Origin of the sequence: Chryseoglobus sp. 28M-23 (assembly GCF_014789785.1) — a bacterium.
GTDB lineage: Bacteria > Actinomycetota > Actinomycetes > Actinomycetales > Microbacteriaceae > Microcella > Microcella indica.
The window spans coordinates 2,238,132-2,264,236 of the sequence record NZ_CP061846.1 but is presented as its reverse complement, the minus strand read 5'-3'; the positions used below and the strand labels follow the sequence as shown (position 1 = coordinate 2,264,236).

21 protein-coding genes are annotated in these 26,105 nt (G+C 69.7%); 17 read left to right on the top strand and 4 right to left on the bottom strand.

Annotated elements, in window-relative coordinates:
- Positions 1 to 40 precede the first annotated feature (40 nt).
- Entirely contained in the window at positions 41 to 1,009 is a 969-nt protein-coding gene (locus IE160_RS10940; protein ID WP_502708740.1) for an NADP-dependent oxidoreductase, read from the bottom strand.
- Positions 1,010 to 1,627: 618 nt separating this feature from the next.
- Here IE160_RS10940 and IE160_RS10935 point away from each other — a divergent pair.
- The 5 genes from IE160_RS10935 (at position 1,628) to rplL (ending at position 5,975) form a co-directional block, all read left to right on the top strand.
- On the top strand, positions 1,628 to 2,368 hold the full coding sequence (locus IE160_RS10935; protein WP_191151098.1) for a response regulator transcription factor: 741 nt from the start codon (positions 1,628 to 1,630) through the stop codon (positions 2,366 to 2,368).
- Positions 2,369 to 2,399: 31 nt separating this feature from the next.
- A complete protein-coding gene (locus IE160_RS10930) occupies positions 2,400 to 3,827 on the top strand; it encodes a sensor histidine kinase (RefSeq protein WP_191151097.1) in 1,428 nt (475 codons plus the stop codon).
- 14 nt (positions 3,828 to 3,841) lie between these two features.
- Positions 3,842 to 4,717, top strand: a complete 876-nt coding sequence (locus IE160_RS10925; RefSeq protein ID WP_502708739.1) for an NAD-dependent epimerase/dehydratase family protein — start codon at positions 3,842 to 3,844, stop codon at positions 4,715 to 4,717.
- Positions 4,718 to 5,017: 300 nt separating this feature from the next.
- Positions 5,018 to 5,533 (top strand): 50S ribosomal protein L10, encoded by a 516-nt coding sequence (gene rplJ / locus IE160_RS10920; RefSeq protein WP_179872600.1) that lies wholly within the window; start codon positions 5,018 to 5,020, stop codon positions 5,531 to 5,533.
- 52 nt (positions 5,534 to 5,585) lie between these two features.
- Positions 5,586 to 5,975 carry a 50S ribosomal protein L7/L12 gene (gene rplL, locus IE160_RS10915; RefSeq protein WP_191151096.1) on the top strand — a complete coding sequence of 130 codons (390 nt, stop codon included), beginning with the start codon at positions 5,586 to 5,588 and terminating at the stop codon, positions 5,973 to 5,975.
- Between the two features lie 106 nt (positions 5,976 to 6,081).
- Here rplL and IE160_RS10910 read toward each other — a convergent pair whose 3' ends face one another.
- Positions 6,082 to 7,098 carry a LacI family DNA-binding transcriptional regulator gene (locus IE160_RS10910; RefSeq protein WP_191151095.1) on the bottom strand — a complete coding sequence of 339 codons (1,017 nt, stop codon included), beginning with the start codon at positions 7,096 to 7,098 and terminating at the stop codon, positions 6,082 to 6,084.
- A gap of 383 nt (positions 7,099 to 7,481) precedes the next feature.
- Here IE160_RS10910 and IE160_RS10905 point away from each other — a divergent pair, with 383 nt between their 5' ends.
- The 4 genes from IE160_RS10905 (at position 7,482) to IE160_RS10890 (ending at position 12,923) form a co-directional block, all read left to right on the top strand.
- Positions 7,482 to 8,834 (top strand): ABC transporter substrate-binding protein, encoded by a 1,353-nt coding sequence (locus tag IE160_RS10905; protein WP_191151094.1) that lies wholly within the window; start codon positions 7,482 to 7,484, stop codon positions 8,832 to 8,834.
- 123 nt (positions 8,835 to 8,957) lie between these two features.
- Positions 8,958 to 9,941, top strand: coding sequence for a carbohydrate ABC transporter permease (locus IE160_RS10900; RefSeq protein ID WP_191151093.1), 984 nt, complete (start codon positions 8,958 to 8,960; stop codon positions 9,939 to 9,941).
- Positions 9,938 to 10,915, top strand: a complete 978-nt coding sequence (locus IE160_RS10895; protein WP_191151092.1) for a carbohydrate ABC transporter permease — start codon at positions 9,938 to 9,940, stop codon at positions 10,913 to 10,915. Before IE160_RS10900 ends, IE160_RS10895 begins: the two co-directional genes overlap by 4 nt.
- Positions 10,916 to 11,051: 136 nt before the next feature.
- Positions 11,052 to 12,923, top strand: coding sequence for an ABC transporter ATP-binding protein (locus IE160_RS10890; protein WP_191152045.1), 1,872 nt, complete (start codon positions 11,052 to 11,054; stop codon positions 12,921 to 12,923).
- 16 nt (positions 12,924 to 12,939) lie between these two features.
- On the opposite strand, the gene IE160_RS10885 is transcribed toward IE160_RS10890, so the two are convergent.
- On the bottom strand, positions 12,940 to 13,599 hold the full coding sequence (locus tag IE160_RS10885) for a DUF305 domain-containing protein (RefSeq protein ID WP_191151091.1): 660 nt from the start codon (positions 13,597 to 13,599) through the stop codon (positions 12,940 to 12,942).
- Between the two features lie 3 nt (positions 13,600 to 13,602).
- Positions 13,603 to 14,271 (bottom strand): thioredoxin-like domain-containing protein, encoded by a 669-nt coding sequence (locus IE160_RS10880; protein ID WP_224744470.1) that lies wholly within the window; start codon positions 14,269 to 14,271, stop codon positions 13,603 to 13,605.
- 227 nt (positions 14,272 to 14,498) lie between these two features.
- Here IE160_RS10880 and IE160_RS10875 point away from each other — a divergent pair, with 227 nt between their 5' ends.
- The 8 genes from IE160_RS10875 to araA all read left to right on the top strand — a co-directional run bounded on the left by IE160_RS10875 (position 14,499) and on the right by araA (position 26,087).
- Positions 14,499 to 16,676, top strand: a complete 2,178-nt coding sequence (locus IE160_RS10875) for an adenylate/guanylate cyclase domain-containing protein (protein ID WP_191151089.1) — start codon at positions 14,499 to 14,501, stop codon at positions 16,674 to 16,676.
- Between the two features lie 30 nt (positions 16,677 to 16,706).
- The gene (locus tag IE160_RS10870; RefSeq protein ID WP_191151088.1) at positions 16,707 to 18,143 is read left to right on the top strand and encodes a mechanosensitive ion channel family protein; all 1,437 of its coding nucleotides are present in this window, start codon (positions 16,707 to 16,709) and stop codon (positions 18,141 to 18,143) included.
- A gap of 41 nt (positions 18,144 to 18,184) precedes the next feature.
- On the top strand, positions 18,185 to 19,570 hold the full coding sequence (locus IE160_RS10865) for a cystathionine beta-synthase (protein WP_191151087.1): 1,386 nt from the start codon (positions 18,185 to 18,187) through the stop codon (positions 19,568 to 19,570).
- A gap of 47 nt (positions 19,571 to 19,617) precedes the next feature.
- Positions 19,618 to 20,778, top strand: a complete 1,161-nt coding sequence (locus IE160_RS10860; RefSeq protein ID WP_191151086.1) for a cystathionine gamma-synthase — start codon at positions 19,618 to 19,620, stop codon at positions 20,776 to 20,778.
- Positions 20,779 to 20,880: 102 nt separating this feature from the next.
- A complete protein-coding gene (locus IE160_RS10855) occupies positions 20,881 to 21,915 on the top strand; it encodes a LacI family DNA-binding transcriptional regulator (RefSeq protein ID WP_191151085.1) in 1,035 nt (344 codons plus the stop codon).
- Between the two features lie 330 nt (positions 21,916 to 22,245).
- The gene (locus IE160_RS10850; protein WP_191151084.1) at positions 22,246 to 22,968 is read left to right on the top strand and encodes an L-ribulose-5-phosphate 4-epimerase; all 723 of its coding nucleotides are present in this window, start codon (positions 22,246 to 22,248) and stop codon (positions 22,966 to 22,968) included.
- A complete protein-coding gene (locus tag IE160_RS10845; RefSeq protein ID WP_191151083.1) occupies positions 22,965 to 24,548 on the top strand; it encodes a xylulokinase in 1,584 nt (527 codons plus the stop codon). The genes IE160_RS10850 and IE160_RS10845 overlap by 4 nt, the downstream gene beginning before the upstream one ends.
- Before the next feature lie 18 nt (positions 24,549 to 24,566).
- Complete coding sequence (araA, locus tag IE160_RS10840) at positions 24,567 to 26,087, top strand: L-arabinose isomerase (protein WP_502708738.1); 1,521 nt, start codon at positions 24,567 to 24,569, stop codon at positions 26,085 to 26,087.
- Positions 26,088 to 26,105 lie beyond the last annotated feature (18 nt).

The following is a 26,105-nucleotide window of genomic DNA, read 5'->3' as shown; positions in this document are numbered from 1 at the left end:
CCGCGCAGCGCTCACTGCGCAGTCGCCTACTGCGCAGCGCTCACTGATCAGCCGAGACTTCGAGCACGATCTTGCCGCGAGTGTGACCCTCCTCCAGCAGCCGGTGGGCCTCCGCGGCCTCGCTCAGCGGCAGCACGTGATCGAGGTTCACCCGAAGGTCGCCCGACTCGAACAGCCGTGAGAGCACCGCGAGGGTCGCCCCGCTCGGCGAGACCTTGTAGCCGGTCGCCCGCACGCCGGCCTCGAGCGCGTCCTCGCGCATGGTCGGCCAGCTGCCGCTGGGCGCGTTGACGAGGAGCCCGCCTGGTCGCAGGACGCTGAGCGAGCGCGTGCCCGTGTCGTCGTGCACATTGCCGATGAGGTCGATGACGACGTCCGCGTCGTGGACATGGTCCTCGAAGCGCGCCGAGGTGTAGTCGATCACTTGCGAGGCGCCGAGCTCGCGCAGCCAGCCCTGGTTGCGGGCAGAGCCCGTGGTGGTGACATGGGCCCCGAAGTACGCGGCGAGCTGCACGGCGAAGTGCCCGACGCCTCCGGCGCCGGCGTGGATGAGCATCCGCTGCCCCTCGTGAGCGCGCGCCACATCGACGACCATGCCCCATGCGGTGAGCGCTGCGAGCGGCACGCCGGCAGCCTCGGTGAAGCTCAGCGAGGCGGGCTTGGGGCACACGGAGGCCTCCGGCAGTACCGCGTACTCGGCGTAGGTGCCGTCGAAGCGCGGCACCATCGACATGCCGTAGACCTCGCGGCCCACGGCGAGCGGGTGCGCCTCGTACGGCGACTCGACGACGACGCCTGCGACGTCGTAGCCGAGGATCACGGGGAAGGATCGCACGGCGCCTGCGACCCCGCGGCCTGCGCGGGTCTTCGCGTCGATCGGGTTCACGCCCGCCGCCATGACCTTCACGAGCACCTCGGCGTTCGCCCGCACGGGCGTCGCCACCTCGGCGGGGGAGAGCACCTCGGGGCCGCCCCATTCCGTGGCCACCATGGCCGTCATCGTCGTCATCGTCGGTCCCCTCCCGCAACGAGCATCAGTCAACCGCGCTTTCGGGTCGCGGATGTTTCCAGAGTGTCACGCGAGGGCAAACTCTCCCGGAATCGCGGGCCAGGAGGGCGAACAGGGTACAGAAAGTGAGCACCGGAGTCCCCCTTTCTGGGGACCGAATCACCCCCGGAGGGGGGCCTGTGCTCGATGTTCGTTTAGCGCACACTCGTAGAGAAGGGGGACACCCCCGGTCCCCCACAGGGAGGACACGAGCACCCGAAGCTCACCTCCCTGCGACACCCACCCGACTCGACCCGAGAGGAACATCATGATCACCCTCCCCCTCCTCATGATCTCCGCACTCGTGGGCTTCTTCGCCCTCATGGCCGGCATCGCCGGTACGGGCCGCAAGTCCCGTGGCGCGCACCGCGCCTGACGCACCGGCTCCCCGAGAGCTCCGCGTCTCCGCGCAGTACGACGAGCCCCGGCAGTCCCTTCCCCCAAGGACGGCCGGGGTTCTCGTCGTTGTCGGCGACAGCCCGCGAGCAGCACTGCGGGAGGAGCGGAGCGGCACCGCGCCGCGCACGCTTCAGGGCTGGCTCAGAGGAGGCTCATAGGTTCATGGGCAGTACTGGGAGCATGTCCTACGACGATCAGACCGAGTCGCCTCGTCTCACGCATCCCGACGGCTCACCCGTCCGGGCGCTCGTCGTCGACGACGAGCCCTCCCTCGCCGACCTCGTCTCGATGGCGCTGCGGTACGAAGGGTGGGAGGTGCGCACCGCCCTCACCGGGCAGGAGGCGCTCGCGCACGGCCGCGAGTTCCGCCCCGACATCGTCGTGCTCGACATCATGCTGCCCGACCTCGACGGCCTCGAGGTGCTGCGCCGGCTGCGGGCGGACGGCAGCAACGTTCCGGTGCTCTTCCTCACCGCGAAGGACGCCGTCGATGACCGCGTCGTCGGCCTCACCGCGGGCGGCGACGACTACGTCACGAAGCCGTTCAGCCTCGAGGAGCTCGTCGCGCGACTGCGCGGGCTCATCCGTCGCAGCGCGCTCGTGGTGAGCGAGCGGGCGGACCCCGAGATTCGCGTCGGCGACCTCGTGCTCAACGAGGAGAGCTACGAGGTGCGCCGGGGCGATACCGAGATCGAGCTCACCGCCACAGAATTCGAGCTGCTGCGCTACCTCATGCGCAATCCCCGCCGCGTGCTCAGCAAGGCGCAGATCCTCGACCGGGTCTGGAGCTACGACTTCGGCGGTCGCTCGAGCATCGTCGAGATCTACATCTCCTACCTGCGCAAGAAGATCGACACTCTCGGCCCGGCGATGATCCACACCGTGCGCGGCGTGGGCTACCTCATCAAGCCGGTCGCGTGAGGGCCGGTCGTGTGAGGGCGGGGCTCTGAGGATGCGCGGCTGGTCCCTGCAGCAGCGGCTCGTCGCGGGCATCCTGGCTCTGCTCGCGGTCGCCACCCTCGGCATCGGCGTCGTGAGCACCTTCGCTCTGCGCACGTCCCTCATCGGCCAGCTCGACGACGAGCTGCGCACGACGACGCAGCGCGTCGCCGTCACCCTCGACGCGGGACCGGGGGATCCGAGTCGCAGCCTGCTCGGCCCCGGGCTTCCGCTCGGCTCGCTCATCGCCGTCGTGTCGCCGCAGGGCCGTGTGACGGCCGCCTACCTCGATCTCGACGCCGAGGTGCGCGAGCTCTCTGCACTCCAGCAGCGCGTCCTCGCGGGGGCCTCGATCGAGCAGCCGCGCACGATCCGGTTCCCCGGCGGGCTCGGCGAGTACCGCGTGCTCGGTGCTCCCGTCGGTCAGGGCTCGGCCGTCGTGGTCGGGCTGTCCACTCGTGAGGCGACCGTGACGACCGCGCGCCTCGGCGCGACGATCACGGCCATCCTCATCGGCACCCTCATCATCGCGGCGGCGCTCGGGCGCAGCGTCGCCCGCGTCGCGCTGCGTCCCCTCACCCGCATTCGCGAGACGGCGACGCGCGTGACCGAGCTGCCGCTCGACCGCGGCGCCGTCGCCCTCTCTGACCGGCTCGAGACGATCGACACCGATACGCGCACCGAGGTCGGGCAGCTGGGCGCCGCCTTCACGCGCATGCTCGACCACGTGCAGTCGGCGCTGCTCGCCCGGGAGGCGAGCGAGGGCAAGGTGCGGCAGTTCGTGGCCGATGCGAGCCACGAGCTGCGCACGCCGCTCGCCGCCATCCGCGGCTACAGCGAGCTCACGCGGCGGGGCGGGCACGAGGTTCCGCCCGACGTTCGCCACGCGCTCGACCGCATCGAGTCGGAGTCGGTGCGCATGACCGAGCTCGTCGACGACCTCCTGCTGCTCGCGCGACTGGACGAGGGCCGCGCGCTGCGTGCCGACCCCGTCGACCTCGGTCGCGTGATCGCGGATGCTCTCGCCGATGCCCGTGCCACGAGCGACGACCACCGCTGGAGCGTGGAGGTGCCCGACGAGCCCGTCATCGTCACCGGTGACCAGGGGCGGCTGCACCAGGTCGTCGCGAACCTTCTCGCCAACGCCCGCGTGCACACGCCCGAGGGCACGTCGGTCGCGGCGTCGGTCGCCGCCGTCGAGGGCGAGGCGATCGTGCGCGTGGCCGACGACGGGCCGGGGATACCGGAGGAGGTGCAGCCGGTTCTCTTCGAGCGCTTCGCACGCGCCGACACCTCGCGCTCGCGGGCGACCGGCAGCACGGGGCTCGGGCTCGCGATCGTCGCGGCTGTCGTGGGCGCGCACGAGGGCAGCGTGTCGGTCGAGTCGCGCCCAGGCCGCACGGTCTTCACCGTGCGGCTGCCGCTCGCGCGCGACGAGTAGCCTCGAGGAGGGTCGTGACCGTCGGCCCGCAGAGGAGGTCGACCGTGATCATCGCCGTGACAGGATCCAGTGGCAAGCTCGGCGTCGGGGTCGTCGAGCACCTGCGCGAGCGCGGGCACACCGTCATCGGCATGGATGCCGTGGGCGCCCGCGGCGCGGACTTCGTGCAGGTCGACCTCGCCGACCACGGCCAGGTGGCGGATGCTCTCGCCGGGGTCGAGGGGCGCCACGACGGCGTGGACGCGCTCGTGCACCTCGCGGCGACACCCGCGCCGGGCATCCGGCCCGATACGGCACTGCTGCAGCAGAACATCACGATGACGATCGGCGTCGTGCAGGCGGCGCGACGCGTCGGGATCCGGCACATCGTGCACGCCTCGAGCGAGACCCTGCTCGGCCTGCCGCTCGAGGAGCCGCCGCCCGCCGCCCCGATCGACGAGTCCCAGACGGTGCGGCCGAACTACATGTACGCGGTCGGCAAGCACCTCGAGGAGGAGTTCGGGCGCGCGATCTGCCGGCTGGAGCCTGAGCTCGCCATGACCGGCCTGCGCTTCAGCAACGTCATGGCGCCCGAGGACTACGCCGAGTTCGAGACCTGGCAGGACGACCCGGCCGTGCGGCGCTGGAACCTGTGGGGCTACATCGACCGTCGCGACGGCGGTCACGCGGTCGAGCGCGCACTCCTCGCGCAGCAGCCCGGCTACAGCGCCTACATCATCGCCGCAGCAGACACCGTCATGCGGCGGGACAGCGCAGAGCTCATGGCGGCCGAGTTCCCCGACGTACCGGTGCACTCCGCCGTGAGCGGGCGCCAGACGCTCCTGTCGATCGACGCCGCCCGGCGCGACCTCGGCTACGCGCCGCAGCACAGCTGGCTCGACGGGGCCTAGGCGCCCCGTTCGTGCGAGGGCCCGGTCTGCGCCGTTTTGCGCGCGGGCCGTTCCGTGCCGTAGTCTGAGCCCTTGCCAGAGACCGCCGGTTGTCGACGGGCCCGTTCGCGGGCGAGTCGGCCGAAGGCTCGCAGTTCTTCCTCGTGAAGAGCGGCGGGGGCCCGCGCAGGTGTGAGGAAACTTTTGCCGTGCATCTCGTACCGGGATCGCGAAGAAGCCCCGAGCGCCCGCGCTACGGGGCTTTCGTCATGTGTGCCGGGTGTTCTCTGGAGTCCGAACGTCAATGACTAGAGGAGCACCATGGCGAACAAGGAAGCAACGGTCGCCGAGCTGACGGAACTGTTCCGCAGCTCGAACGCCGTCCTGCTGACCGAGTACCGCGGTCTCACGGTGGCCCAGCTCAAGCAGCTGCGTGCCGCACTCCGTGAGGACGCGACCTATGCCGTGGTGAAGAACACGCTGACCAAGATTGCGGCCAACAACGCCGGCATCGACTCGTTCGATGACCTGCTCGAGGGTCCTTCTGCCATCGCCTTCGTCCACGGTGACACCGTGAACGTGGCGAAGGCCATGCGCGACTTCGCCAAGGCGAACCCCCTCCTCGTGGTGAAGGGCGGGTACTTCGACGGTAACCCGCTCAGCGCCGCCGAGGTGACCAAGCTCGCCGATCTCGAGAGCCGTGAGGTGGTGCTGGCCAAGCTGGCCGGCGCCGTCAAGGCCTCGCTGTTCGGTGCCGCGTACATGTTCAACGCTCCGCTGGCCCAGGCCGCGCGGGCAGTGGACGCGCTGCGGCAGAAGCAGGAGTCCGCGAGCTGAATCCAGCTTCGCGGTAGATCAGACCAGTAGCAGCACGTAAGAAGGAGAAATCATGGCAAAGATGTCGACTGACGACCTCATCGAGGCGTTCAAGGAGCTGTCGCTCATCGAGCTCAGCGAGTTCGTGAAGAAGTTCGAAGAGGTCTTCGAGGTCACCGCCGCGGCGCCCGTCGCCGTGGCCGCGGCCGGCCCCGCCGGTGGCGGAGCCGCTGCCGAGGAGGTCGAGGAGAAGGACTCGTTCGACGTCGTTCTCGAGGCCGCCGGTGACAAGAAGATCCAGGTCATCAAGGAGGTGCGCGCCCTCACGAGCCTCGGTCTCGGCGAGGCGAAGGCGCTCGTCGACGGTGCTCCCGGTGTCGTGCTCGAGGGCGCGAACAAGGAGGCCGCCGAGAAGGCCAAGGCCCAGCTCGAAGAGGCCGGCGCCACCGTCACCCTGAAGTAGTCGCACTACCCGCAGCCTCGTGCTGCTCGCGAAGGCCCCGCCCGTCCGTCGACGGCGCGGGGCCTTCGTGCGTGGGGAGAGACTGTCGCGCTGCGGTGCTCGTGCGCTACGCCGGGCGCGCGGGGCCCGTGCTCGACCGCACCGTGAGGCCAGTGGGCAGCAGCAGGTGCTCATCGGGCGCGGGGGCGTCGTGGTGGTCGATCTGCTCGAGCAGAAGCTCGACCGCGCGGCCGCCCTGCGCGCCGGGGCGCTGGGCAAGCGTCGTGATGCCGAGAGTCTCGGCGAGGGGGTGGTCGTCGATGCCGATGATCGAGAGGTCGTGCGGCACGCCGATGCCGAGCTGGCGGGCGGCCATCATGATGCCGACCGCGATCTCGTCGCACCCGGCGAAGATGGCGGTGGGTCGCGTGCGCGGATCGCCGAGCACGGCGAGCCCCGCGGCGTAGCCGCCGGAGATGGAGAACTCCGCTTCGCGGAAGTCGTCCTCGTCGCCCAGCCCGGCCTCCTCCATCGCGCGTCGGAAGCCCGAGTAGCGCTGACTGTGCACGCGGAAGTCCATCTGCTCGTCCTGGTCGCCGCCGACGTGGATGATGCGCTCGTGGCCCAGGCTGATGAGGTGCTCCGTCGCGAGGCGCGAGGTCTCCACGTCGTCGATCGACAGCGACGGGATGCCCGCCACGCGCCCTCCGATGGCGACGAGCGGCTTGCCGAGCGCCTGCAGCATCTCGACCTCGTGCGGGCTCAGCGCGATCGTGACGGCGATCACGGCGTCGACGCGCTTGCGCACGAGGAAGTAGTCGAACACGCGGCGCCGCAGATCGCGGTCGGTGCTCAGACGATAGAGGGTGAGGTCGTACCCGGCACGGATGAGCGCGGACTCGATGCCCTCGAGCACCTCCGCGAAATACCAGCGGTTGATGTACGGGATGACGACCCCGACGTTGCGCGTGCGGCCGGTCACGAGGCTCGCCGCCGTGCTCGAGACGACGTAGCCGAGCTCGGAGGCCGCTGCCTCGACCTTCCGGCGCGTGTCGATCGAGACGTATCCGCGACCGCTCAGAGCGCGCGACGCGGTGGACTTGGAGACGCCCGCGATGCGGGCAACATCGGCCAGGATGCTCATGCCTCGTCGTCCTCCGTTGGACCGGTGCGGTGGTGACCGCGAAGTAAGGGGCGGCCTGCTGGGGTAGCCCGCTGAGGGGCCAGTGTAGCCCGATTCCCGGACTCTATGGAACCGGTGCCAGGAATCACCGCATGTTCGCTCGCTCGCGGCCGGATCTCGCACCTGGGAGCGGGCCTACAGTCGCGCAACGGATCGGTAACGAGCCGGAATCTCGCGCTTGCAGTGCGCGCGAACCTGACGTACCGTAGCGTCTGGAACCGGTTCCCGACGGAGTGCCTTCCGCGCCCCGATGACGGGTATCGAGTTTCGCTCTTGCACCACCAACACCACACCCGGCGCCTCGGGTCTCGATGCGCCGACCGACCTCAATGAGGAGGAAACACATGAGTTCCACTCTCCGGCGCAGGGTTCTTGCGCCAGCCGCAGCAGTCGGCGCCCTCAGCCTCGTTCTCGCAGGCTGCGCCGCCGACACCGACGAGCCCGGAGCGGGCGGCGACGTCGACTGCTCCGCGTACGAGCAGTACGGCACCTTCGACGGCGAGAGCGTCGAGGTCTACGCGACGATCGTCGAGGTCGAAGCCGATGACCTGGTGACCAGCTGGTCCGACTTCGAGGACTGCACGGGCATCACCATCGACTACGTGGGCACGCAGGAGGCGGAGACGCAGATCAACGTGCGCGCCGCCGCCGGTGACGCTCCCGACCTCATGATCATCCCGCAGCCCGGTCTGCTCCAGCGCCTCATCGCCGACGGCTACGTCGTCGCCGCTCCCTCGAGCGTCGAGGACAACGTCGACGAGTTCTGGAGCGAGTCCTGGAAGGGCTACGGCACGATCGACGGCACCTTCTACGCCGCGCCGCTCATGGCGAGCGTCAAGGGCTACATCTGGTACTCGCCGGCCGACTTCGAGGAGAACGGCTACGAGATTCCCACCACGTGGGACGAGATGATGGCGCTCACCGACCAGATGACCGAGCGCAACGAGGGCCCCTACCGCCCCTGGTGCGTCGGCTTCGGCTCCGGTGACGCGACCGGCTGGCCCGGCACCGACTGGGTCGAGGACGCCGTGCTGCGCTCGGCTGGCCCCGAGGCGTACGACGCCTGGGTCGCGGGAGAGCTCGAGTTCAGCTCGCCCGAGATCACCGAGGCCATCGAGATGGTCGGCGACATCCTCCTCAACCCGGAGTACGTCAACGGCGGCTTCGGCGGCGTCGAGTCGATCGTCTCGACGACCTTCAACGACGGCGGCCTGCCCATCCTCGATGGCAACTGCTCGATGCACCACCAGGCTTCGTTCTACGAGGCGCAGTGGGGCGACGGCGTGACGGTGGCTCCGGATGGCGACATCTGGGCCTTCATCACCCCGCCGATGAGCGCCGATGACGGCCCCGCCGTCACCGGTGGTGGCGAGTTCGTCGCCGCGTTCAACGACCGCGAGGCGACGGGTGCTGTGCAGACCTACCTCGCGAGCGACACGTGGGCGAACAACCGCATCGCGCTCGGCGGTGTCATCTCGGCCAACCAGGGCCTCGACGCGAGCCTCGCCGGCTCGCAGCTCGGCGTCCAGTCGATCGAGATCCTGCAGAACCCGGACACGGTGTTCCGCTTCGACGCCTCTGACCTCATGCCCGCCGAAGTCGGTACCAGCTCCTTCTGGACCGGCATGGTGGACTGGGTGAGCGGCACGGTCTCGACCGACGAGCTGACGTCGTTCATCGACAGCACCTTCCCCTGAGCAGTTCTCTCTCATGACTGAACTGCACTGAATGACAGCGGGCCCGCCGAGCACTCCTGTTCGGCGGGCCCGACTGTCGGGTAGCGTGGGTCGAGTCAGATAAACCAATGGAGGTTTCATCGCATGGCGGATTTCCTGTCCGACTTCGCTGAGAAGTTCGGACTCATGTTCCTCGGCCTCGCCGCGTTCGCCGCGGTGGTCGGCATCCTTCTCTTCTTGGCAGATCGGGCCCCCAAGCGGGGTCGAGACGTTCTGCAGCTCCTCATCTTCCTTCTCCCCGCGGGCATCCTGCTCACCGTGGGCCTCATCTACCCCGCGGTCAACACGACAGTGCTGTCGTTCTTCAACCGCAACTCGCAGGAATTCGTCGGCTTCGACAACTTCGTCTGGATGTTCACCCAGCCGTCGATTCAGATCACCCTCATCAACACCCTCATCTGGGTGGCGCTGGTGCCGACGCTCTCGACGATCTTCGGCCTCGCCTACGCGGTCTTCATCGACAAGTCGAAGGGTGAGAAGGTCCTCAAGTCGCTCGTCTTCATGCCCATGGCGATCTCGTTCGTCGGCGCCGGCATCATCTGGCGCTTCATGTACGAGTACCGCGCGGAAGGGTTCAGCGAGCAGATCGGTGTGCTCAACCAGATCATCGTCTGGGTCGGCGGCGAACCGCAGCAGTTCCTGCAGAACTCGCCATGGAACACCTTCTTCCTCATCATCGTCATGGTGTGGATCCAGACCGGTTTCGCCATGGTGCTGCTCTCGGCGGCGATCAAGGGAGTCCCGGTCGAGATCATCGAGGCATCCCGGCTCGACGGCGCCAACCCGTGGCAGACGTTCTGGAACGTCACGGTTCCCGGCATCCGCAGCACGCTCGTCGTCGTCGTCACCACCATCTCCATCGCCACGCTGAAGGTCTTCGACATCGTGCGAGCGATGACGGGCGGCAACTTCGACACCTCCGTCGTCGCCAACGAGATGTACACGCAGGCCTTCAACCGTGGTGAGTTCGGGCAGGGTTCGGCTCTCGCCCTCGTGCTCTTCGTGATGGTTCTGCCCATCGTCGTCTACAACGTGCGCATCATGCGCAAGCAGAAGGAGATCCGATGAGCACGAGCAGCGGAACCAACGCGGGCACGAGCACGGACAAGGTGCAGAAGGCCGAGACCAAGCTCGACAAGCCGCTCGGCCAGAGGAACAAGGCGACGGGGGGCGGCAAGGCGAAGCGGGTGAAGCAGCGCCTCACCTCGCGCTGGGCGACCTTCGCGGCCATCGTCATCGCCGTCGTGTGGACGATCCCGACCTTCGGGCTCCTCGTCTCCTCGATCCGAACGCCGGAGGAGATCCGCTCGACCGGCTGGTGGAACATCTTCGTGAGCCCGAGCTTCACGCTCGAGAACTACGCGGAAGTGCTCACCGTCTCCGGCGCATCCTCGGCGAACCTCGGGCAGTACTTCGTGAACTCGCTCGTCATCGCGATTCCCGCGGCGCTCTTCCCCATCGCCCTCGCGACGATGGCCGCGTACGCCTTCGCGTGGATCAAGTTCAAGGGTTCCGGAGCGCTGTTCGTGCTCGTGTTCGCCCTCCAGATCGTGCCGTTGCAGATGGCCCTCGTGCCGCTGCTGCAGATCTTCAGCGGTGTGCTCGGCATCAGCGGCACCTTCCCCGCGGTGTGGATCGCGCACACGATCTTCGGGCTCCCGTTGTGCATCTTCCTGCTGCACAACTTCATCTCCGAGATTCCCGGGGAGGTCGTCGAGGCGGCCCGCGTCGACGGTGCGAACCACACGCAGATCTTCTTCCGCGTGATCATCCCGCTGTCGCTCCCGGCTCTCGCGTCGATCGGCATCTTCCAGTTCCTGTGGGTCTGGAACGATCTGCTCGTCGCCCTCGTGTTCTCGGGCGGCACAGCAGACGTCGCGCCCCTGACGCAACGGCTGGCCGAGCTCGTCGGAAACTTCGGGCGCAACACCGAGCGTCTGCCGGCGGCGGCGTTCATCTCGTTGATCATTCCGCTCATCGTGTTCTTCAGCCTGCAGCGCTACTTCGTGCGCGGCCTGCTGGCGGGCTCGACGAAGGGCTGATCGGCCCACGCAGGATCCGAGGCCCCCGGTGCGCACGCCCGGGGGCCTCGTGCCGTGCGCAGCCTGCGCCGGCGCGCGCTCATGGCGAACACGGGGGTCGCTGGTCGAGGCGCGAGCCTAGGCTCATGAGGTGAGCATGGGAATGAGCGGGCGAGGCGCCCGAGGGGCCGGGCGAGTGTCGAGCTCTGATGTCGAGGCGCAGAGATCCGAGAACGCTGCGGCCCCGCGCATCCCGAACCTGCTGCCGCGCATCGCGCAGCTGTTCCGCCCGCATCGCGCGCGCCTGACGCTCACGATCGCTCTCGTCCTCGTGTCGGCGGGCCTCAGCGTGCTGCCGCCCCTCCTCACGCAGCAGGCCTTCGACCGCGGGCTCTTCCCGCCCGAGGGCGGCCCGAACATCCCGGTGCTGATTCAGCTCGTGAGCCTCATGCTGCTTCTCTGGATGCTCAGCGCGGGCCTCGGCATCGCGCAGACCTTCCTCACCGCCACCGTCGGCAACGCCGTCATGGCGCAGTTGCGCGTGCGGCTCTTCGCGCACCTGCAGAGCATGGAGCTCGGTTTCTTCACCCGCACCAAGACCGGCGCGATCCAGTCGCGCCTGCAGAACGACGTCGGGGGCGTCGCGGGCGTGCTCAACAACACCGTCTCGAGCGTCATCGGCAACACCGTCACGGTCATCGCGGCCTTCATCGCCATGCTCATCCTCAGCTGGCAGCTCACGGTCGTCGCGGTGATCCTGCTGCCCCTCCTCGTGATCGCCCAGCGACGCGTCGGCCAGGTGCGCGCGCGCATCGCCGGCAAGACCCAGGAGTCGTTGAGCGACATGTCGGCGATCACGCAGGAGTCGCTGAGCGTCTCGGGCATCATGCTCGCGAAGAGCTTCTTCGGCCAGGCGGGGGAGATCGAGCGCTACCGCAGTGAGAACGAGGTGCAGCGCCGTCTGCAGGTGCAGCTGCAGATGAGCGGCCAGTGGTTCTTCGCGATCGTCAACGTCTTCCTCTCCGTCATCCCCGCCGTCATCTACCTCGTCGCGGCGTACCTCATCGAGGCGGACGTCGCCGTGACGGCGGGCACGATCGTCGCCTTCACGACCGTGCAGGCCCGTCTGACCTTCCCCCTGCTCGGCCTCATGCGCGTCGCCCTCGACCTGCAGACCTCGGCCGCGCTGTTCGCCCGCATCTTCGAGTACCTCGACTTGAGGCCTGCCATCACCGAGGCGCCCGAGGGGCGGGACGTCGACACAGCGCGCGTGGGCTCGGTCGCCTTCCGCGACGTCGTCTTCCGCTATCCGGATGCCGGCGACGAGACGTCGCCGACGCTCGACGGCGTCTCGTTCTCGGTCGCGCCCGGGCAGTTCGTGGCCTTCGTCGGGCCGTCCGGCGCCGGCAAGACGACGATCTCCTACCTCGTGCCCCGGCTGCACGAGGCCTCGAGCGGTGTCGTCGAGTTCGCGGGCACCGACGTGCGGGAGCTGCGGCAGGAGTCGCTCATCGGCTCGGTCGGCATCGTGAGCCAGGAGACGTACCTCTTTCACGCGACGATCGCGGAGAACCTGCGGTACGCGAAACCGGAGGCGACGGCGGAGGAGCTCGAGGCAGCCTGCCGCGCGGCCAGCATCCACGAGACCATCGAGTCGTTCCCCGACGGCTACGCGACCGTCGTCGGCGAGCGCGGGTACCGCCTCTCCGGCGGGGAGAAGCAGCGCATCGCGATCGCACGCGTGCTGCTCAAGGACCCCCCGGTGCTCATCCTCGACGAGGCGACGAGCGCCCTCGACTCGGTCTCGGAGCGCGTCGTGCAGCGGGCGCTCGATTCGGCGACCCGCGGGCGCACAACGATCGCGATCGCGCACCGGTTGTCGACGGTGAGCACCGCCGACACGATCCACGTGGTCGACCACGGACGCATCGTCGAGAGCGGCACGCACGGCGAGCTCGTCGCGCGCGGGGGCGTCTACGCGCGGCTCGTCGCCGAGCAGTCGACCGAGTTCGTCGCCGACCAGGAGTGACGAGCCGAGCGAGGCGCTACTGGCGGGCCTCGAGCAGCTCGCGCATGTAGTCGATCTCCTTGTCCTGGATGGCGACCATGCCGGAGGCGAGGTTCGTCACGATGGGCATCTCCGTGCGGGCGAGCACAGCCTCCGCCATCTCGACGCCCCCGAGGTGGTGCACCATCATGAGCTCGAGGAACAGACGCTCGGCCTCGACGCCCTCGGCGTCCGCGAGTGCGGCCATCTGCTCGCTCGACGCGAGCCCGGGCATCCGCTCGCCGGGAACGTGGTCGTCGCTGTGCTCATCGTGGCCGCCGTCGAGAGCGGGCCGTGCCATCCACGCCATCGGCTCCTCGGTCGAGGTCTGCGGCACCCCCCAGCTCACGAGCCACGCGTACATCTGGCCCATCTGCTGGCTCTGCGCGGTGAGGATGTCGAGCGCGAGCAGGCGCACCTCAGGGTCGTCGGTCGCCTCGCGTACGAGGATCGCCATGTCGACGGCTTGAGAGTGGTGGGCCTGCATGTCGCGGGCGAAGCCGGCCTCGGCGCTCGTCGCGTTCGGAGACGTCTGCCCTCCGCCCGGGGCGGTCGCTCGGCCGAGAAGCACACCGGCGACCAGCGCGACGAGCACGAGGAGTGCGCCGACGAGGGCGAGCCGAGCGCGCCCGCCGGAGGTCGACACCGCGATGGACACGGGCTAGGAGATCTTTCCGGGACCGTCGACGGCCTGCGAGCACAGAGCGCCCGGCTCCGGCACCTCCGGAGACTGGCGGTACTTGACGATGAAGTCGTTCAGCCGCGGGTCGTCCACACCGTCGAGAGCGACCTGGAAGCCCCACGAGCTCGCATAGACGGGAGCATCGAGGCCCTCGTACGGGGAGAGGATCATGTAGGTGCTCGGCATGGCATTCCGCAACTGACTGACCTCGTCGTCGCTCAGCTGCGCGGGATCGTACGTGACCCACACGGCCCCGTGCTCGAGCGAGTGCACGGCGTTCTCATTGGGGACGGGCTCCTCGTAGATACCGCAGTTGAGCCAGGCCGGATTGTGCGGGCCACCGGCGGGAGGGGTCTGGTCGTACTCGACGACGGTCTCCACGTGGATGGGCTCGAGCCCCTCGATCTCCTGCACGCCCTCAACCTCGATCGTCGAGGGATCGACGGGCGGCGTGGCCGAGGTGATGACCACGGCGATGATGAGGCTCAGCACGCCCGCACCGGCGGCGATCGAGCCGAGAACGGTGATGCGGTTGCGGAGCTTCTCGGTCTGCTGCTTCTTCTTGAGCGCCGCGACCTTCTCGGCACGGCGCTTCTCGCGCTGCTGCTTGATCGTGAGGTTGTCGTCCTCGGAGGTGCCATCAGCCACGTCGGGGCTCCTGTCGTTCAGGGTAGGGGGCTCGAGATTGGCTTCCCGCGCAGGGCAGGCCTGTCTCAGCATGGCAGAGAACCCCTGGTGGTGCCTGACAGTGGGCCCCGCGCACGTGCGTGATCACCTCTCGCATTCGGGCGGTTCGGCGGGCTATTCTTCGAGCACGCAGTTCGCGCGAACCACTCTCTCGGACCCTGTCGTCCCTGGCGCTCCCCGAGGTAGCCATGTCACCGAGCGATGCCGCAGCGGGCGCCGACGGCGCACCCCTGGTTCCCCGGCGTGCCTCTCGGCGGGTCGGGCTGAGCATCCAGTCGACCGTGCTCATCATGCTGCTCGTCGTGAGCCTCACCTCGAACGTTCTCGTCGGCCTCATCGGCTACAACAACGCCGCAGACTCGCTGCGCGATGCCGCCTTCGATCGGCTCGTGGAAGTACGCGACTCGCGGGAGCGCGAGATCGAGCGGCTCTTCTCGACGCTCGAGAGCACGATCGTCGTGCACGCGAGCGGCCAGAGCGTCGTGGAGGCGACCCAGGCGTTCACGTCGGCGTTCGCCGAGCTCGACGGCGTCGCCCTCACGCCGCAGCAGCTCGAGCAGCTTGAGGGCTACTACGACCGTGTCGTGGGGCCCCGGCTCGCGACCTCGGGTGCCGAGGTCGACGCCTCGACCCTCCTGCCGCCGAGTGCGGCGGGGCGGTACCTGCAGGTGCAGTACACGGTGCCCGCCGACAGCTTCGACGAGGCACTCGCGGTCGACGACGCCGAGGACGGCTCCGCATGGTCCGCAGCGCACGCCGCGTACCACGATCACTTCCGCACCATGGCGACGCGCCTCGAGTACGAGGACGTTCTGCTGCTCGACCGCGACGGCACGATCGTGTACTCGGCCTACAAGGGCATCGATCTGGGCAGCAACGTCGTGGACGGGCCGCTGCGGTTCACGAACCTGGCCGCCGCGTACGCCTCGGCGATGACCACGAGCCTTCGTGGCGAAGTGGCTCTCACCGACTTCGGGGATTACCCGCCCTCGCTCGACCGGCAGGCGGGGTGGGCCGTCACCCCGGTGAGCGCCGACGGAGCCATCATCGGCGCGCTCGCCGTGGAGCTGCCGATCGAGCGCGTCAGTCGCGTCATGACCGCGGACGGCGACTGGACGCAGGGCGGGCTCGGGCGCACGGGCGAGGTCTACCTCGTCGGCGCCGACTCTCTCATGCGCTCGCCCTCCCGCGTGCTGCTCGAGGACCCGGAGAGCTTCGCCGCGGCGGTCACCGCGACAGGCATGGCGGAGCCCCTGGCCTCGGCGATCGTGGAGAACCGCACCACCGTGGGGCTGCAGCCGATCCGCACCCCGGCGGCGAGTGACGCGCTCAGCGGTCGCTCCGGCACGATCATCGCGCCCAACTACCTCGGCCGCGAGACTCTCGCCGCCTACGGGCCGGTCGACGTCGGCGACCTGGGATGGGTCGTCGTCGCAGAACTCGACACGAGCGAAGCCTTCGCGCCCGTCACCGACTTCACGCGCAACCTCGTGATCTCGTCGGCCGTGCTCGCCCTCATCGTCTCGGTACTCTCCCTGCTGCTCGCGCGCATCTTCGTACGGCCGCTGCGCGCTCTCGCGCGGGGAGCCCAGCGCATCGCGGCGGGCGAGACCGGCGTCGTGGTCGACGCCGGCGGCAGCGACGAGATGATGAGCGTCGCCACCGCGTTCAACGACATGAGTCGCAGCCTGCAGGTGAAGGCAGAGCTGCTCGACGAGCAGAGCGCCGAGAGCGAGAGGCTTCTGCGTGCGCTCATGCCCGAGCCGGTCATCCGGCGCTATCGCGATGGTGACCAGACGATCGCCGAAGACCATCACGATGTCACCGTGCTGTACGCCGACATCGTCGGCTTCGACGACCACAGCAGAGCACTCGACTCTGCCGCCCGACTCGACCTGCTCAACGAGCTCGTCAAGCAGTTCGACGAGGCCGCGGCGACGCTCGGCGTGGAGCACGTGCGCACGACCACCAAGGGCTACCTCGCCAGTTGCGGCATGACGGTGCCGCGGGTCGACAACGCTCGCCGCATCGTCGACTTCGCGCTCGAGATGCAGAGAATTCTCGAACGGTTCGGCGGGCAGTGGGGAGCCGAGCTGCATCTGCGCGCGGGCATCGACCTCGGGGAGGCGAGCAGCGGGCTCGTCGGCCGTGCGCACGTCGTCTACGACCTGTGGGGCGAGGCCGTGAACCTCGCCTTCCGCATTCAGAGCGAGCACCCGGAGACCGGCATCTTCGTCACCGAGCGCGTGTCGGCGCGACTGCCCTCGACCGTGGCGTTGAGCGATGCCGGCGTCGTCGTCGATGGTCGCGACGAGGTGCGCATCTGGCGTGTGGACGCGGCGGGCAGCGGGGTGCGCGATGCTTGATCCGGTGCGACCTGTAGGCGGGGCCCCGCGATGACCGAGGTGTGGAGCCAGAGCTGGTTCTGGCCCGCCGTGAGCGTCATCATCGGCCTGCCGATCGTGCTGCTCGTGCTCAGCGAGCTCTACGAGCACCTGAGGCGGATCGACCACCCCGCGGCACGCATCGTGCGCCTCCTGCGCACCGTCGTCGCCCCCGTCGCCGCCCTGCTCATCCTGCTCAGCCAGACGAGCGACGTCGACGTCGACGCGAACTGGACCCGCATCGTCGCGACCATTCTCGGCTTCCTGCTCATCGTCGTGCTCATCAACGGTCTCAACGTCGCCCTGTTCGTCTCGGCCCGCAAGGGCAGCTGGCGCGACCGCCTTCCCTCGATCTTCCTCGACGTCACGAGGTTCCTCCTCATCGTCGTCTCCCTCGCGCTGCTGTTCTCGTGGGTGTGGGGCGCCGATGTCGGAGGACTGTTCACGGCGCTCGGCATCGGATCGATCGTCATCGGCCTCGCCCTGCAGAACGCCGTGGGCTCGGTGCTCTCCGGTCTGCTGCTGCTGTTCGAGCAGCCGTTCCAGCTCGGCGACTGGCTCGACCACGGCGGCGTGCGCGGGCAGGTGGAGGAGGTCAACTGGCGCTCGGTGCACATCCGCACCATCCGAGGTGTGCAGGTGGTACCGAACGCCGAGCTCGCCGGCTCGTCCTTCACCAACCTCTCGCGCAAAGGGCGGCCGTACTCGGCCTGCGAGACCGTGACCTTCGCGACGGAGGACCCGCCGCACCGTGTGATCGCGGTCATGGAGACCGTCGCCGCCGACCTCCCCCACCTCTCCCCTGGCGCTGCGCCGAGCGCGACCGCTCTCGGGGCCGCCCAGTACGAGATCACCCTGCCGCTGTCCTCTCCAGGGCTGCACTACGACGCGGCCGTCGAGTTCCACCGCGTGCTCTGGTACGCGGCCAGGCGCGCGGGTCTGCATCTCGACCGCGACTACTTCGACGACTACAACACCGCTGCGCGCCGGCGCGAGCACCTGCTGCGCGCGTGCTCGGTGCTGCACTGCTCGGTCGAGCAGGTCGACGCCCTCGTCGACCGCGTGAGCGCCGAGCGCTACACGCAGGGGGAGAAGCTGCAGCATGTCGGGGAGGTGCCGGAGGGCATCCGGATCATCATGGCGGGGCTCGCGCGCATGATCGTCGAGACCGGTGACGGCGCCCGCCTGCCGGTCACCGACCTGCAGCGCGACGAGCTCGTGGGCCTCACCTCCCTGACCCGCCAGGGCATCAACGCCTCGGTGCAGGCCGTCACCGAGGTGGAGGCCCTGCTCGTGCCCGTCGCGGTGCTCGACGAGCTCGTCGCCGCGCGCCCCGAGCTCGCTCGCGACATCGGGCGCGAGATCGACAACAGGCGGCGCCTCGTCGTCGACGCCTTCACGGCCGCCGGTCTCGTGCTGCCGCTCAGCTCGCGCGCCATCGCCTACTGAGCTGCCTGCGCGCGCACCGGCGCTGATAGCGTGATCGCACCATGAAGTACGCGCAGACCGTGACCGATCTCATCGGCGACACGCCCCTCGTCAAGCTCAATCGGGTGACGGAGGGCATCAGTGCGACCGTGCTCGCCAAGGTCGAGTACCTCAACCCCGGCGGCTCGTCGAAAGACCGCATCGCCACGCGCATCATCGATGCAGCCGAGCGCGAGGGCCACCTGAAGCTCGGCGGCACGATCGTCGAGCCGACGAGCGGCAACACGGGCGTCGGCCTGGCCCTCGTGGCGCAGCAGCGCGGCTATCGGTGCGTGTTCGTGCTGCCCGACAAGGTCGGCGAGGACAAGCGCAATGTGCTCACCGCCTACGGCGCCGAGATCGTCGTGACGCCGACGGCCGTCGCTCCCGACGACCCCGAGTCGTACTACTCGGTGAGCGATCGGCTCGCCGCCGAGATTCCGGGTGCTTTCAAGCCCAACCAGTACGCGAACCCCAACGGCCCGCTCTCGCACTACGAGACGACGGGCCCCGAGATCTGGCGCGACACCGAGGGGCGCGTGACCCACTTCGTGGCGGGCGTGGGTACGGGCGGCACGATCACGGGCGCGGGTCGCTACCTGCGCGAGATCAGCGACGAGACTCCCCGGGGCCGCGTGCAGATCGTCGGCGCCGACCCGGTCGGCAGCGTCTACTCGGGCGGCGACGGTCGCCCCTACCTCGTGGAAGGTGTGGGCGAAGACTTCTGGCCGGGCGCCTACGACCCGAGCGTCGTCGACCGTGTCGTGGCCGTGAGCGACCAGGAGTCCTTCGACATGACGCTGCGTCTTGCGCGCGAGGAGGGCCTGCTCGTCGGCGGCTCGTGCGGCATGGCCGTCGTCGCGGCCCTCGAGGTGGCCCGCGAGCTCGGCCCCGACGACGTCGTCGTCGTCCTCCTCCCCGATGGCGGCCGCGGCTACCTGGGCAAGATCTTCAACGAGGGCTGGATGCGCCGCCACGGCTTCGCTCCGGCCACGGGCTCGCCGACCGTCGCCGACCTGCTCGGCGAGCAGCGCCGCCCGCTCGCGCACGTGCGTCGCGAGCACACCGTGGGCGAGGCGATCGCCGCGCTGGATTCGTCGGCGGGCGGGCTGCCCGTCGTCGCGGCGGAGCCGCCGCTCGTGCTCGGCGAGGTGCTCGGTGCGGTCTCCGCCTCCGGTCTGCTGAAGGCGCTCGCCTCGGGCGAGGTCACGGCGTCCGACCCGGTGACGGCCGCGATGGGGCCCGGCCTGCCCTTCGTAGGCGCGCACGAGTCCCTCGAGGCGGCGGCCGAGCGCTTTGCCGCGCGCGGCGCAGGCGGCCGCGTGCCCGACACCCTTCTCGTGCTCGAGGGCGGCAACCCCGTGGGGCTGCTCTCGCGCCACGACCTGCTCGCCGCGCTCGCCGGCTGAGCCGCGAGCATCCTCGCCCCTCTTCGCGCCCCACCGTCTGGAGAACCATGACCGACCACACCGACCACGGCTTCGCCACGCGCGCCATCCACGCGGGGCAGGACTTCGACCCGACGACGGGCGCGATCATTCCGCCCGTGTACTTCACGTCGACGTTCGTGCAGGAGGGCATCGGCCGACTGCGCGGCGGCTACGAGTACGCGCGCGGTGGCAACCCCACGCGGGATGCCCTGCAGGAGCAGCTCGCCGCGCTCGAGGGCGCCGCCCACGCCGTGAGCTTCGCCTCGGGCCTCGCCGCCGAGGACGCCCTGCTGCGCGCCGTGCTGCGCCCCGGTGATCACGTGCTCATGGGCAACGACGTGTACGGCGGCACGCACCGCCTCGTGCGGCGCATCTTCGGCGACTGGGGCATCGGCCTCACGACGATGGCGCTGTCGGACCCCGACGCGGTGCGGGCGGCGCTAGCCGACCTGAGCCCGCGGGTGCTCTGGCTCGAGACGCCGAGCAACCCCATGATGACGGTGACCGACATCGCCCAGCTCGCTGAGATCGGCCATGCTGCTGGAGCCCTCGTGGTCGTCGACAACACGTTCGCGACGCCGTACCTGCAGCAGCCTCTCGCGCTCGGAGCCGATGTCGTCGTGCACTCGACGACGAAGTACCTGGGCGGCCACTCGGACGTGCTCGGCGGCGCGATCGTGACCTCCGACCCCGAGCTCGCGCAGAAGGTGCAGTTCCAGCAGTTCGCGGCGGGCGCCGTCTCCGGCCCCATGGACGCGTGGCTCACCTCGCGCGGCATCAAGACCCTCGCGGTACGCATGGAGCGCCACAGCGCGAACGCGCAGGCCATCGCCGAGGCGATCGAGGGTCAAGCGGCGGTCGCGCGCGTGCACTACCCGGGCCTGCCCTCGCACCCCGACCACGCTCTCGCCGCGCGGCAGATGCGCCTGTTCGGCGGGATGCTCTCGCTCGAGCTCGCCGGTGGAGGAGCGGCCGCGCGCGCCTTCGCCGAAGGCACCCGGCTGTTCCAGTTGGCGGAGTCGCTCGGCGGCGTCGAGTCGCTCATGAACTACCCGAGCGAGATGACGCATGCGTCGGTGCGCGGTACCGAGCTCGAGGTGCCCGACTCGATCGTGCGCCTCTCGGTGGGCATCGAGGAGGCCGACGACCTCGTGGCCGACGTGCTGCAGGCCCTCGCGCGGCTGTAGCGGAGCATCCGGCGCCTCGTCCTGTCGGGTGGGCACGCGACGACCGGCATAATGGGGCCGAACGCGTGTGACCGTACACATCCCCCGCTCGAACGGACGCTGATGACCACCGAGACTGATCGGCCCGCGGAGCCGGAGCGCGTGCGCGCTCCGAACATCCGCGATGTGGCGCGGGTGGCGGGCGTCTCGTACCAGACCGTCTCCCGGGTGCTCAACGACAGCCCGAGCATCCGGCCCGAGACCCTGCAGCGCGTGCGCGCCGCGATCGCCGAGCTCGGGTACCGGCCCAATCAGGCTGCGCGCGCTCTCGTGACGAGCCGCTCGCGCACGATCGGGGTGCTGGGAGCCCAGACGGTGCACTACGGTCCGGCCACGAGCCTCCACGCGATCGAGACGGCGGCGCGCGAAGCCGGGTACCGTCTGTCGATCACCAACATCTCGTCGAGCGACTCCACGTCGATCAAGTCGGCGCTCGACTACCTCATGAGCCAATCGGTCGAGGCGCTCATCGTCATCGCCCCGCAGGTGCGCGTGTTCGAGGCGATCAACGATCTGCATGTGGACGTGCCGTACGTCACCCTCGAGGCGACCGGGCTCGGCACCTCGCACTCGCTCTGGGTCGACCAGATCACGGGCGCGCGTCGCGCGACCCGGCACCTCATCGATCTCGGCCACACCGAGATCATGCACATCTCCGGGCCGCAGGACTGGATCGAGGCGGAGGCGCGCATGCAGGGATTCCTGCGCGAGCTCTCCGATGCCGATCTGCGCACGCGCGCTCCGATCCTGGGGGACTGGACGGCGTCGTTCGGCTACTACGCGGGGCTCGAGCTGCTGAGGTTCCGCGACTTCTCCGCGGTCTTCGCGGGCAACGACCAGATGGCGCTCGGCCTCATGCACGCGTGCCGCGAGCTGGGGCTCGACGTGCCCGGCGACATCTCGGTCGTCGGCTTCGACGACATTCCGGAGGCGGCGCACTTCTCGCCGCCGCTCACGACCGTGCGGCAGAACTTCGCCGAGATCGGGCGGCGGGTGATCGAGCTGCTGCTCGGAGAGCTGCGCGGCGAGACCGGCCTGAGTCACGAGCCCGTGCAGCCCGAGCTCGTCATCCGGGAGTCCACGGCGCCGCACCCCTGACGCCCCCGCGCGACACGACGTGGGCCAGATCTGGCGCGATGTGGCGCTCACCGATGCGGGAACACACGTTTCGCGCCAGATCTGGCACAAGTGCGGGGGGCGGGGCGCTCCGCGGGGCCGCGGGGCCGCGTGCTGCGCGGGCTGCCGTTATGAAGTTGTGACCGTTTCGTCTGGTTCGCGCTTGACAGATGTGACCGTTTCGTCGCTAGAGTGCAGAGGCATCATGTGAACGGTCACACGCTGTTCGTCACCGAGCAGGTTCTTCCCGCACCCTGTCACCCGTTCCACCCCGGCGTCGGGCATCCGTCGCCGCAGCGACGATGGAGTCCCATGAGTACCGACGCCCTGAGCCCCGAGGTGCAGGTCGCCATCGCGCGCGTGCGCGATGACGTCGCGGCGCTCCACGCCGAGCTCGTGCGGTACAACCTCGTCGTGTGGACGGGCGGCAACGTGAGCGGGCGCGTTCCCGGTGCCGATCTCTTCGTCATCAAGCCGAGCGGCGTCTCCTACGACGACCTCGACCCCGCGAACATGATCCTGTGCACCCTCGACGGCGAGGTCGTGCCCGACACCCCCGGCAGCGACCGCAGCCCCTCGAGCGACACCGCCGCTCACGCCTGCGTCTACCGCTCCATGCCCGAGGTCGGCGGCGTCGTGCACACCCACTCGACCTACGCGACCGCGTGGGCCGCGCGCGGGGAAGCCATCCCCTGCGTCATCACGGCCATGGCCGACGAGTTCGGCGGCGAGATTCCCGTCGGCCCGTTCGCGATCATCGGCGACGACTCGATCGGGCGAGGCATCGTGGAGACCCTGCAGGGGCACCGCTCGCGCGGCGTGCTCATGCGCAACCACGGGCCGTTCACGATCGGCAAGGACGCTCGCGACGCCGTCAAGGCGGCCGTGATGCTCGAGGATGTTGCGCGCACGGTGCACATTGCTCGCCAGCTCGGCGACCCCCTGCCGATCGAGCCCGCCGCGGTCGACGCGCTCTTCGATCGCTACCAGAACGTCTACGGGCAGACCGGTGAGCCGAGAGGCACGAGCCGATGACCGCCGCCTCCGCGATCGCCGAGGGGCGCGCCGTGCTCGGCATCGAGCTCGGCTCGACCCGCATCAAGGCCTGCCTCGTCGGCGACGACCCGAATGCCGTGATCGCGACCGGATCGCACGAGTGGGAGAACCAGCTCGTCGACGGCGTGTGGACCTACTCGCTCGAGTCCGTCGAGTCCGGCCTGCAGAGCGCCTACGCCGCGCTCGTCGCCGATGCGCAGTCGCGTCACGGGGTCGCCCCGACCGCGTTCGCCGCCCTCGGCGTCTCGGCGATGATGCACGGCTACCTCGCCTTCGACGAGGCCGGCGAGCTGCTCGTCCCCTTCCGCACGTGGCGCAACACGAGCACAGGCGCCGCCGCCGCCGAGCTCACCGAGCTCTTCGGGGTGGCCATTCCGCAGCGCTGGTCGATCGCGCACCTCCACCAGGCGGTGCTGGATGGCGAGGCGCACGTCGGGCGCGTCCACCACCTCACGACGCTGGCCGGCTACGTACACGAGCGCCTCACGGGCGAGCGCGTGCTCGGCGTCGGTGACGCCTCTGGCATGTTCCCTCTCGACGCCGAGGGAGCCGGCTACGACCCCGAGCTCGTCGCGCGCTACGACGCGGCCGTGGCAGGGTCCGCTCTCGCGGGTTCGATCAGCGGGATGCTCCCGGCCGTGCTGCCCGCTGGCCACGAGGCCGGCCGCCTCACCGCGCAGGGGGCAGCCCTGCTCGACCCGACCGGCGCCCTGCAGCCGGGCGTCGCGCTGTGCCCGCCCGAGGGAGATGCCGGTACCGGCATGGTCGCGACGAACGCGGTCGCACCGCGCACGGGCAACGTGAGCGCCGGCACGAGCATCTTCGCGATGGTCGTCCTCGACCGACCCCTCGCCCGTGTGCACCCTGAGCTCGACATCGTGGCGACGCCCGCCGGTGCGCCGGTCGCGATGGTGCACTGCAACAACGGCGCGAGCGAGCTCGCCGCGTGGGTCGGCACCTACCGCCGCTTCGCCGAGATCGCCGGGGCCCCGATCAGCGCCGACGAGGCCTACAGCCTCCTATTCGCGGAGGCGCTCGACGGCGAGACCGACGCCGGCGGCATCCTCGCCTACAACCAGGTCGCGGGCGAGCCGGTCGCGCACCTGAGCGAGGGCCGCCCGCTCATCGTGCGCACCCCCGACAGCCGTGTGACGCTCGCGAACGTCATGCGCGCGCACCTCTACGGCGTCTTCGCGACGCTGAGCCTCGGCATGCGCGTGCTGCGCGACGAGGGCGTCGAGATCGACCGCATGTACGCCCACGGCGGCATGTTCCGCACGGCCGGCGTTGCCCAGCGCTTCCTCGCCGCCGCGCTCGACGCACCCGTCGGCGTCGCCGAGAGCGCCTCCGAGGGCGGCGCTTGGGGCGTCGCCGTGCTCGCCGCCTTCACCGCGCGCGGCGGTGGCGACCTCGCCGCGTTCCTCGACGACGAGGTCTTCGCCGCAGCCGACTCCCAGCCCGTCGCCGCCGACCAGGACGACGTCGCGGGCTTCGCCGCCTACCTGACGCACTACGAGGCCGGCCTCGACGTTCACCGGCGCGCCATCGAGGTGCTCTGACCCATGACAAGGACAACCGTGACTCGCAGCATCGTTCCCGACCTCAGCACGTACGAGGTCTGGTTCCTCACCGGCAGCCAGAACCTGTACGGCGACGAGACCCTGCGCCAGGTCGCCGAGCAGTCCCAGGCGGTCGTCGCCGGTCTGCAGTCGGCCACGAGCATCCCGGTGACCGTCGTCTGGAAGCCGACCCTCGTGGACTCCGCGAGCATCAAGAGCGTCATGCTCGAGGCGAACGCGGCCGACAACGTCATCGGCGTCATCGCCTGGATGCACACCTTCAGCCCGGCCAAGATGTGGATCGCCGGGCTCGACGCCCTGCGCAAGCCCCTCCTGCACCTGCACACTCAGGCCGACGCCGCGCTGCCCTACGCGACGATCGACATGGACTTCATGAACCTGAACCAGGCGGCGCACGGCGACCGCGAGTTCGGCTACATCCAGTCGCGTCTCGGTGTCGCGCGCACGACCGTCGTCGGCCACGTGTCGAACCCGGCCGTCACCGACCGCATCGGTGTGTGGGCGCGCGCGGCGGCAGGCTGGCACGCCACGCACGAGCTCAAGCTCGCTCGCTTCGGCGACAACATGCGATTCGTCGCCGTGACGGAGGGCGACAAGACCGAAGCCGAGCTGCGCTTCGGCGTGCAGGTCAACACGTGGGGCGTGACCGAGCTCGCCGATGCAGTGCACGCCGCGAGCGACGCCGACATCGACGCGCTCGTCGCCGAGTACCTCGACCTCTACGACGTGGCGCCCGACCTGCGCCCCGGAGGCAACCGGCACGACTCGCTGCGCTACGGCGCGGCGATCGAGGTCGGTCTGCGCGGGTTCCTCGAAGACGGAGGCTTCAGCGCCTTCACCACCTCCTTCGAGGACCTCGCCGACCTGCGCCAGCTGCCCGGCCTCGCCGTGCAGCGACTCATGGCCGACGGCTACGGCTTCGGCGCCGAGGGCGACTGGAAGACCGCCGTGCTCGTGCGGGCCGCCGCCGTGATGGGGGCGGGCCTCCCCGGCGGTGCGAGCCTCATGGAGGACTACACCTACGACCTCACTCCCGGCAATGAGCTCATCCTCGGCGCCCACATGCTCGAGGTGAGCCCCTCGCTCACCACCGAGCGCGCGCGACTCGAGGTACACCCGCTCGGCATCGGAGGCAAGGAGGACCCGGTTCGCCTCGTCTTCACGGCCGACGCCGGGCCCGCGGTCGTCGTGGCGCTCAGCGACATGCGCGATCGGTTCCGGCTCGTCGCGAACGTCGTCGAGAACGTCGCACTCCCGCAGCCGATGCCCCACCTGCCCGTCGGGCATGCCGTCTGGAAGCCGGCGCCCGACTTCGCCACCTCGGCAGCCTCCTGGCTGACGGCGGGGGCTGCCCACCACACGGTCATGACCACCCAGGTCGGCGTCGAGGTCTTCCGGGACTTCGCGCAGATGGCCGGCGTCGAGCTGCTCGTCATCGACGAGAGCACCACGCTCGAGGGGTTCCAGCGCGACGTGCGCTGGAACGCCGCCTACTACCGACTCGCGCAGGGACTCTGAGCCCCGTGCCCGTCACCC

Excerpts from the sequence above, each read along its gene's own strand:
- IE160_RS10905 (WP_191151094.1), top strand. The coding sequence starts at position 7,482 with ATGAGTTCCACTCTCCGGCGCAGGGTTCTTGCGCCAGCCGCAGCAGTC.
- IE160_RS10865 (WP_191151087.1), top strand. The coding sequence starts at position 18,185 with ATGAAGTACGCGCAGACCGTGACCGATCTCATCGGCGACACGCCCCTC.
- IE160_RS10895 (WP_191151092.1), top strand. The coding sequence starts at position 9,938 with ATGAGCACGAGCAGCGGAACCAACGCGGGCACGAGCACGGACAAGGTG.
- IE160_RS10890 (WP_191152045.1), top strand. The coding sequence starts at position 11,052 with ATGGGAATGAGCGGGCGAGGCGCCCGAGGGGCCGGGCGAGTGTCGAGC.
- IE160_RS10900 (WP_191151093.1), top strand. The coding sequence starts at position 8,958 with ATGGCGGATTTCCTGTCCGACTTCGCTGAGAAGTTCGGACTCATGTTC.
- rplL (WP_191151096.1), top strand. The coding sequence starts at position 5,586 with ATGGCAAAGATGTCGACTGACGACCTCATCGAGGCGTTCAAGGAGCTG.
- IE160_RS10875 (WP_191151089.1), top strand. The coding sequence starts at position 14,499 with ATGTCACCGAGCGATGCCGCAGCGGGCGCCGACGGCGCACCCCTGGTT.
- IE160_RS10910 (WP_191151095.1), bottom strand. The coding sequence starts at position 7,098 with ATGAGCATCCTGGCCGATGTTGCCCGCATCGCGGGCGTCTCCAAGTCC.
- IE160_RS10855 (WP_191151085.1), top strand. The coding sequence starts at position 20,881 with ATGACCACCGAGACTGATCGGCCCGCGGAGCCGGAGCGCGTGCGCGCT.
- IE160_RS10935 (WP_191151098.1), top strand. The coding sequence starts at position 1,628 with ATGTCCTACGACGATCAGACCGAGTCGCCTCGTCTCACGCATCCCGAC.
- IE160_RS10940 (WP_502708740.1), bottom strand. The coding sequence starts at position 1,009 with ATGACGACGATGACGGCCATGGTGGCCACGGAATGGGGCGGCCCCGAG.
- IE160_RS10845 (WP_191151083.1), top strand. The coding sequence starts at position 22,965 with ATGACCGCCGCCTCCGCGATCGCCGAGGGGCGCGCCGTGCTCGGCATC.
- IE160_RS10930 (WP_191151097.1), top strand. The coding sequence starts at position 2,400 with ATGCGCGGCTGGTCCCTGCAGCAGCGGCTCGTCGCGGGCATCCTGGCT.
- rplJ (WP_179872600.1), top strand. The coding sequence starts at position 5,018 with ATGGCGAACAAGGAAGCAACGGTCGCCGAGCTGACGGAACTGTTCCGC.
- IE160_RS10870 (WP_191151088.1), top strand. The coding sequence starts at position 16,707 with ATGACCGAGGTGTGGAGCCAGAGCTGGTTCTGGCCCGCCGTGAGCGTC.
- IE160_RS10860 (WP_191151086.1), top strand. The coding sequence starts at position 19,618 with ATGACCGACCACACCGACCACGGCTTCGCCACGCGCGCCATCCACGCG.
- IE160_RS10850 (WP_191151084.1), top strand. The coding sequence starts at position 22,246 with ATGAGTACCGACGCCCTGAGCCCCGAGGTGCAGGTCGCCATCGCGCGC.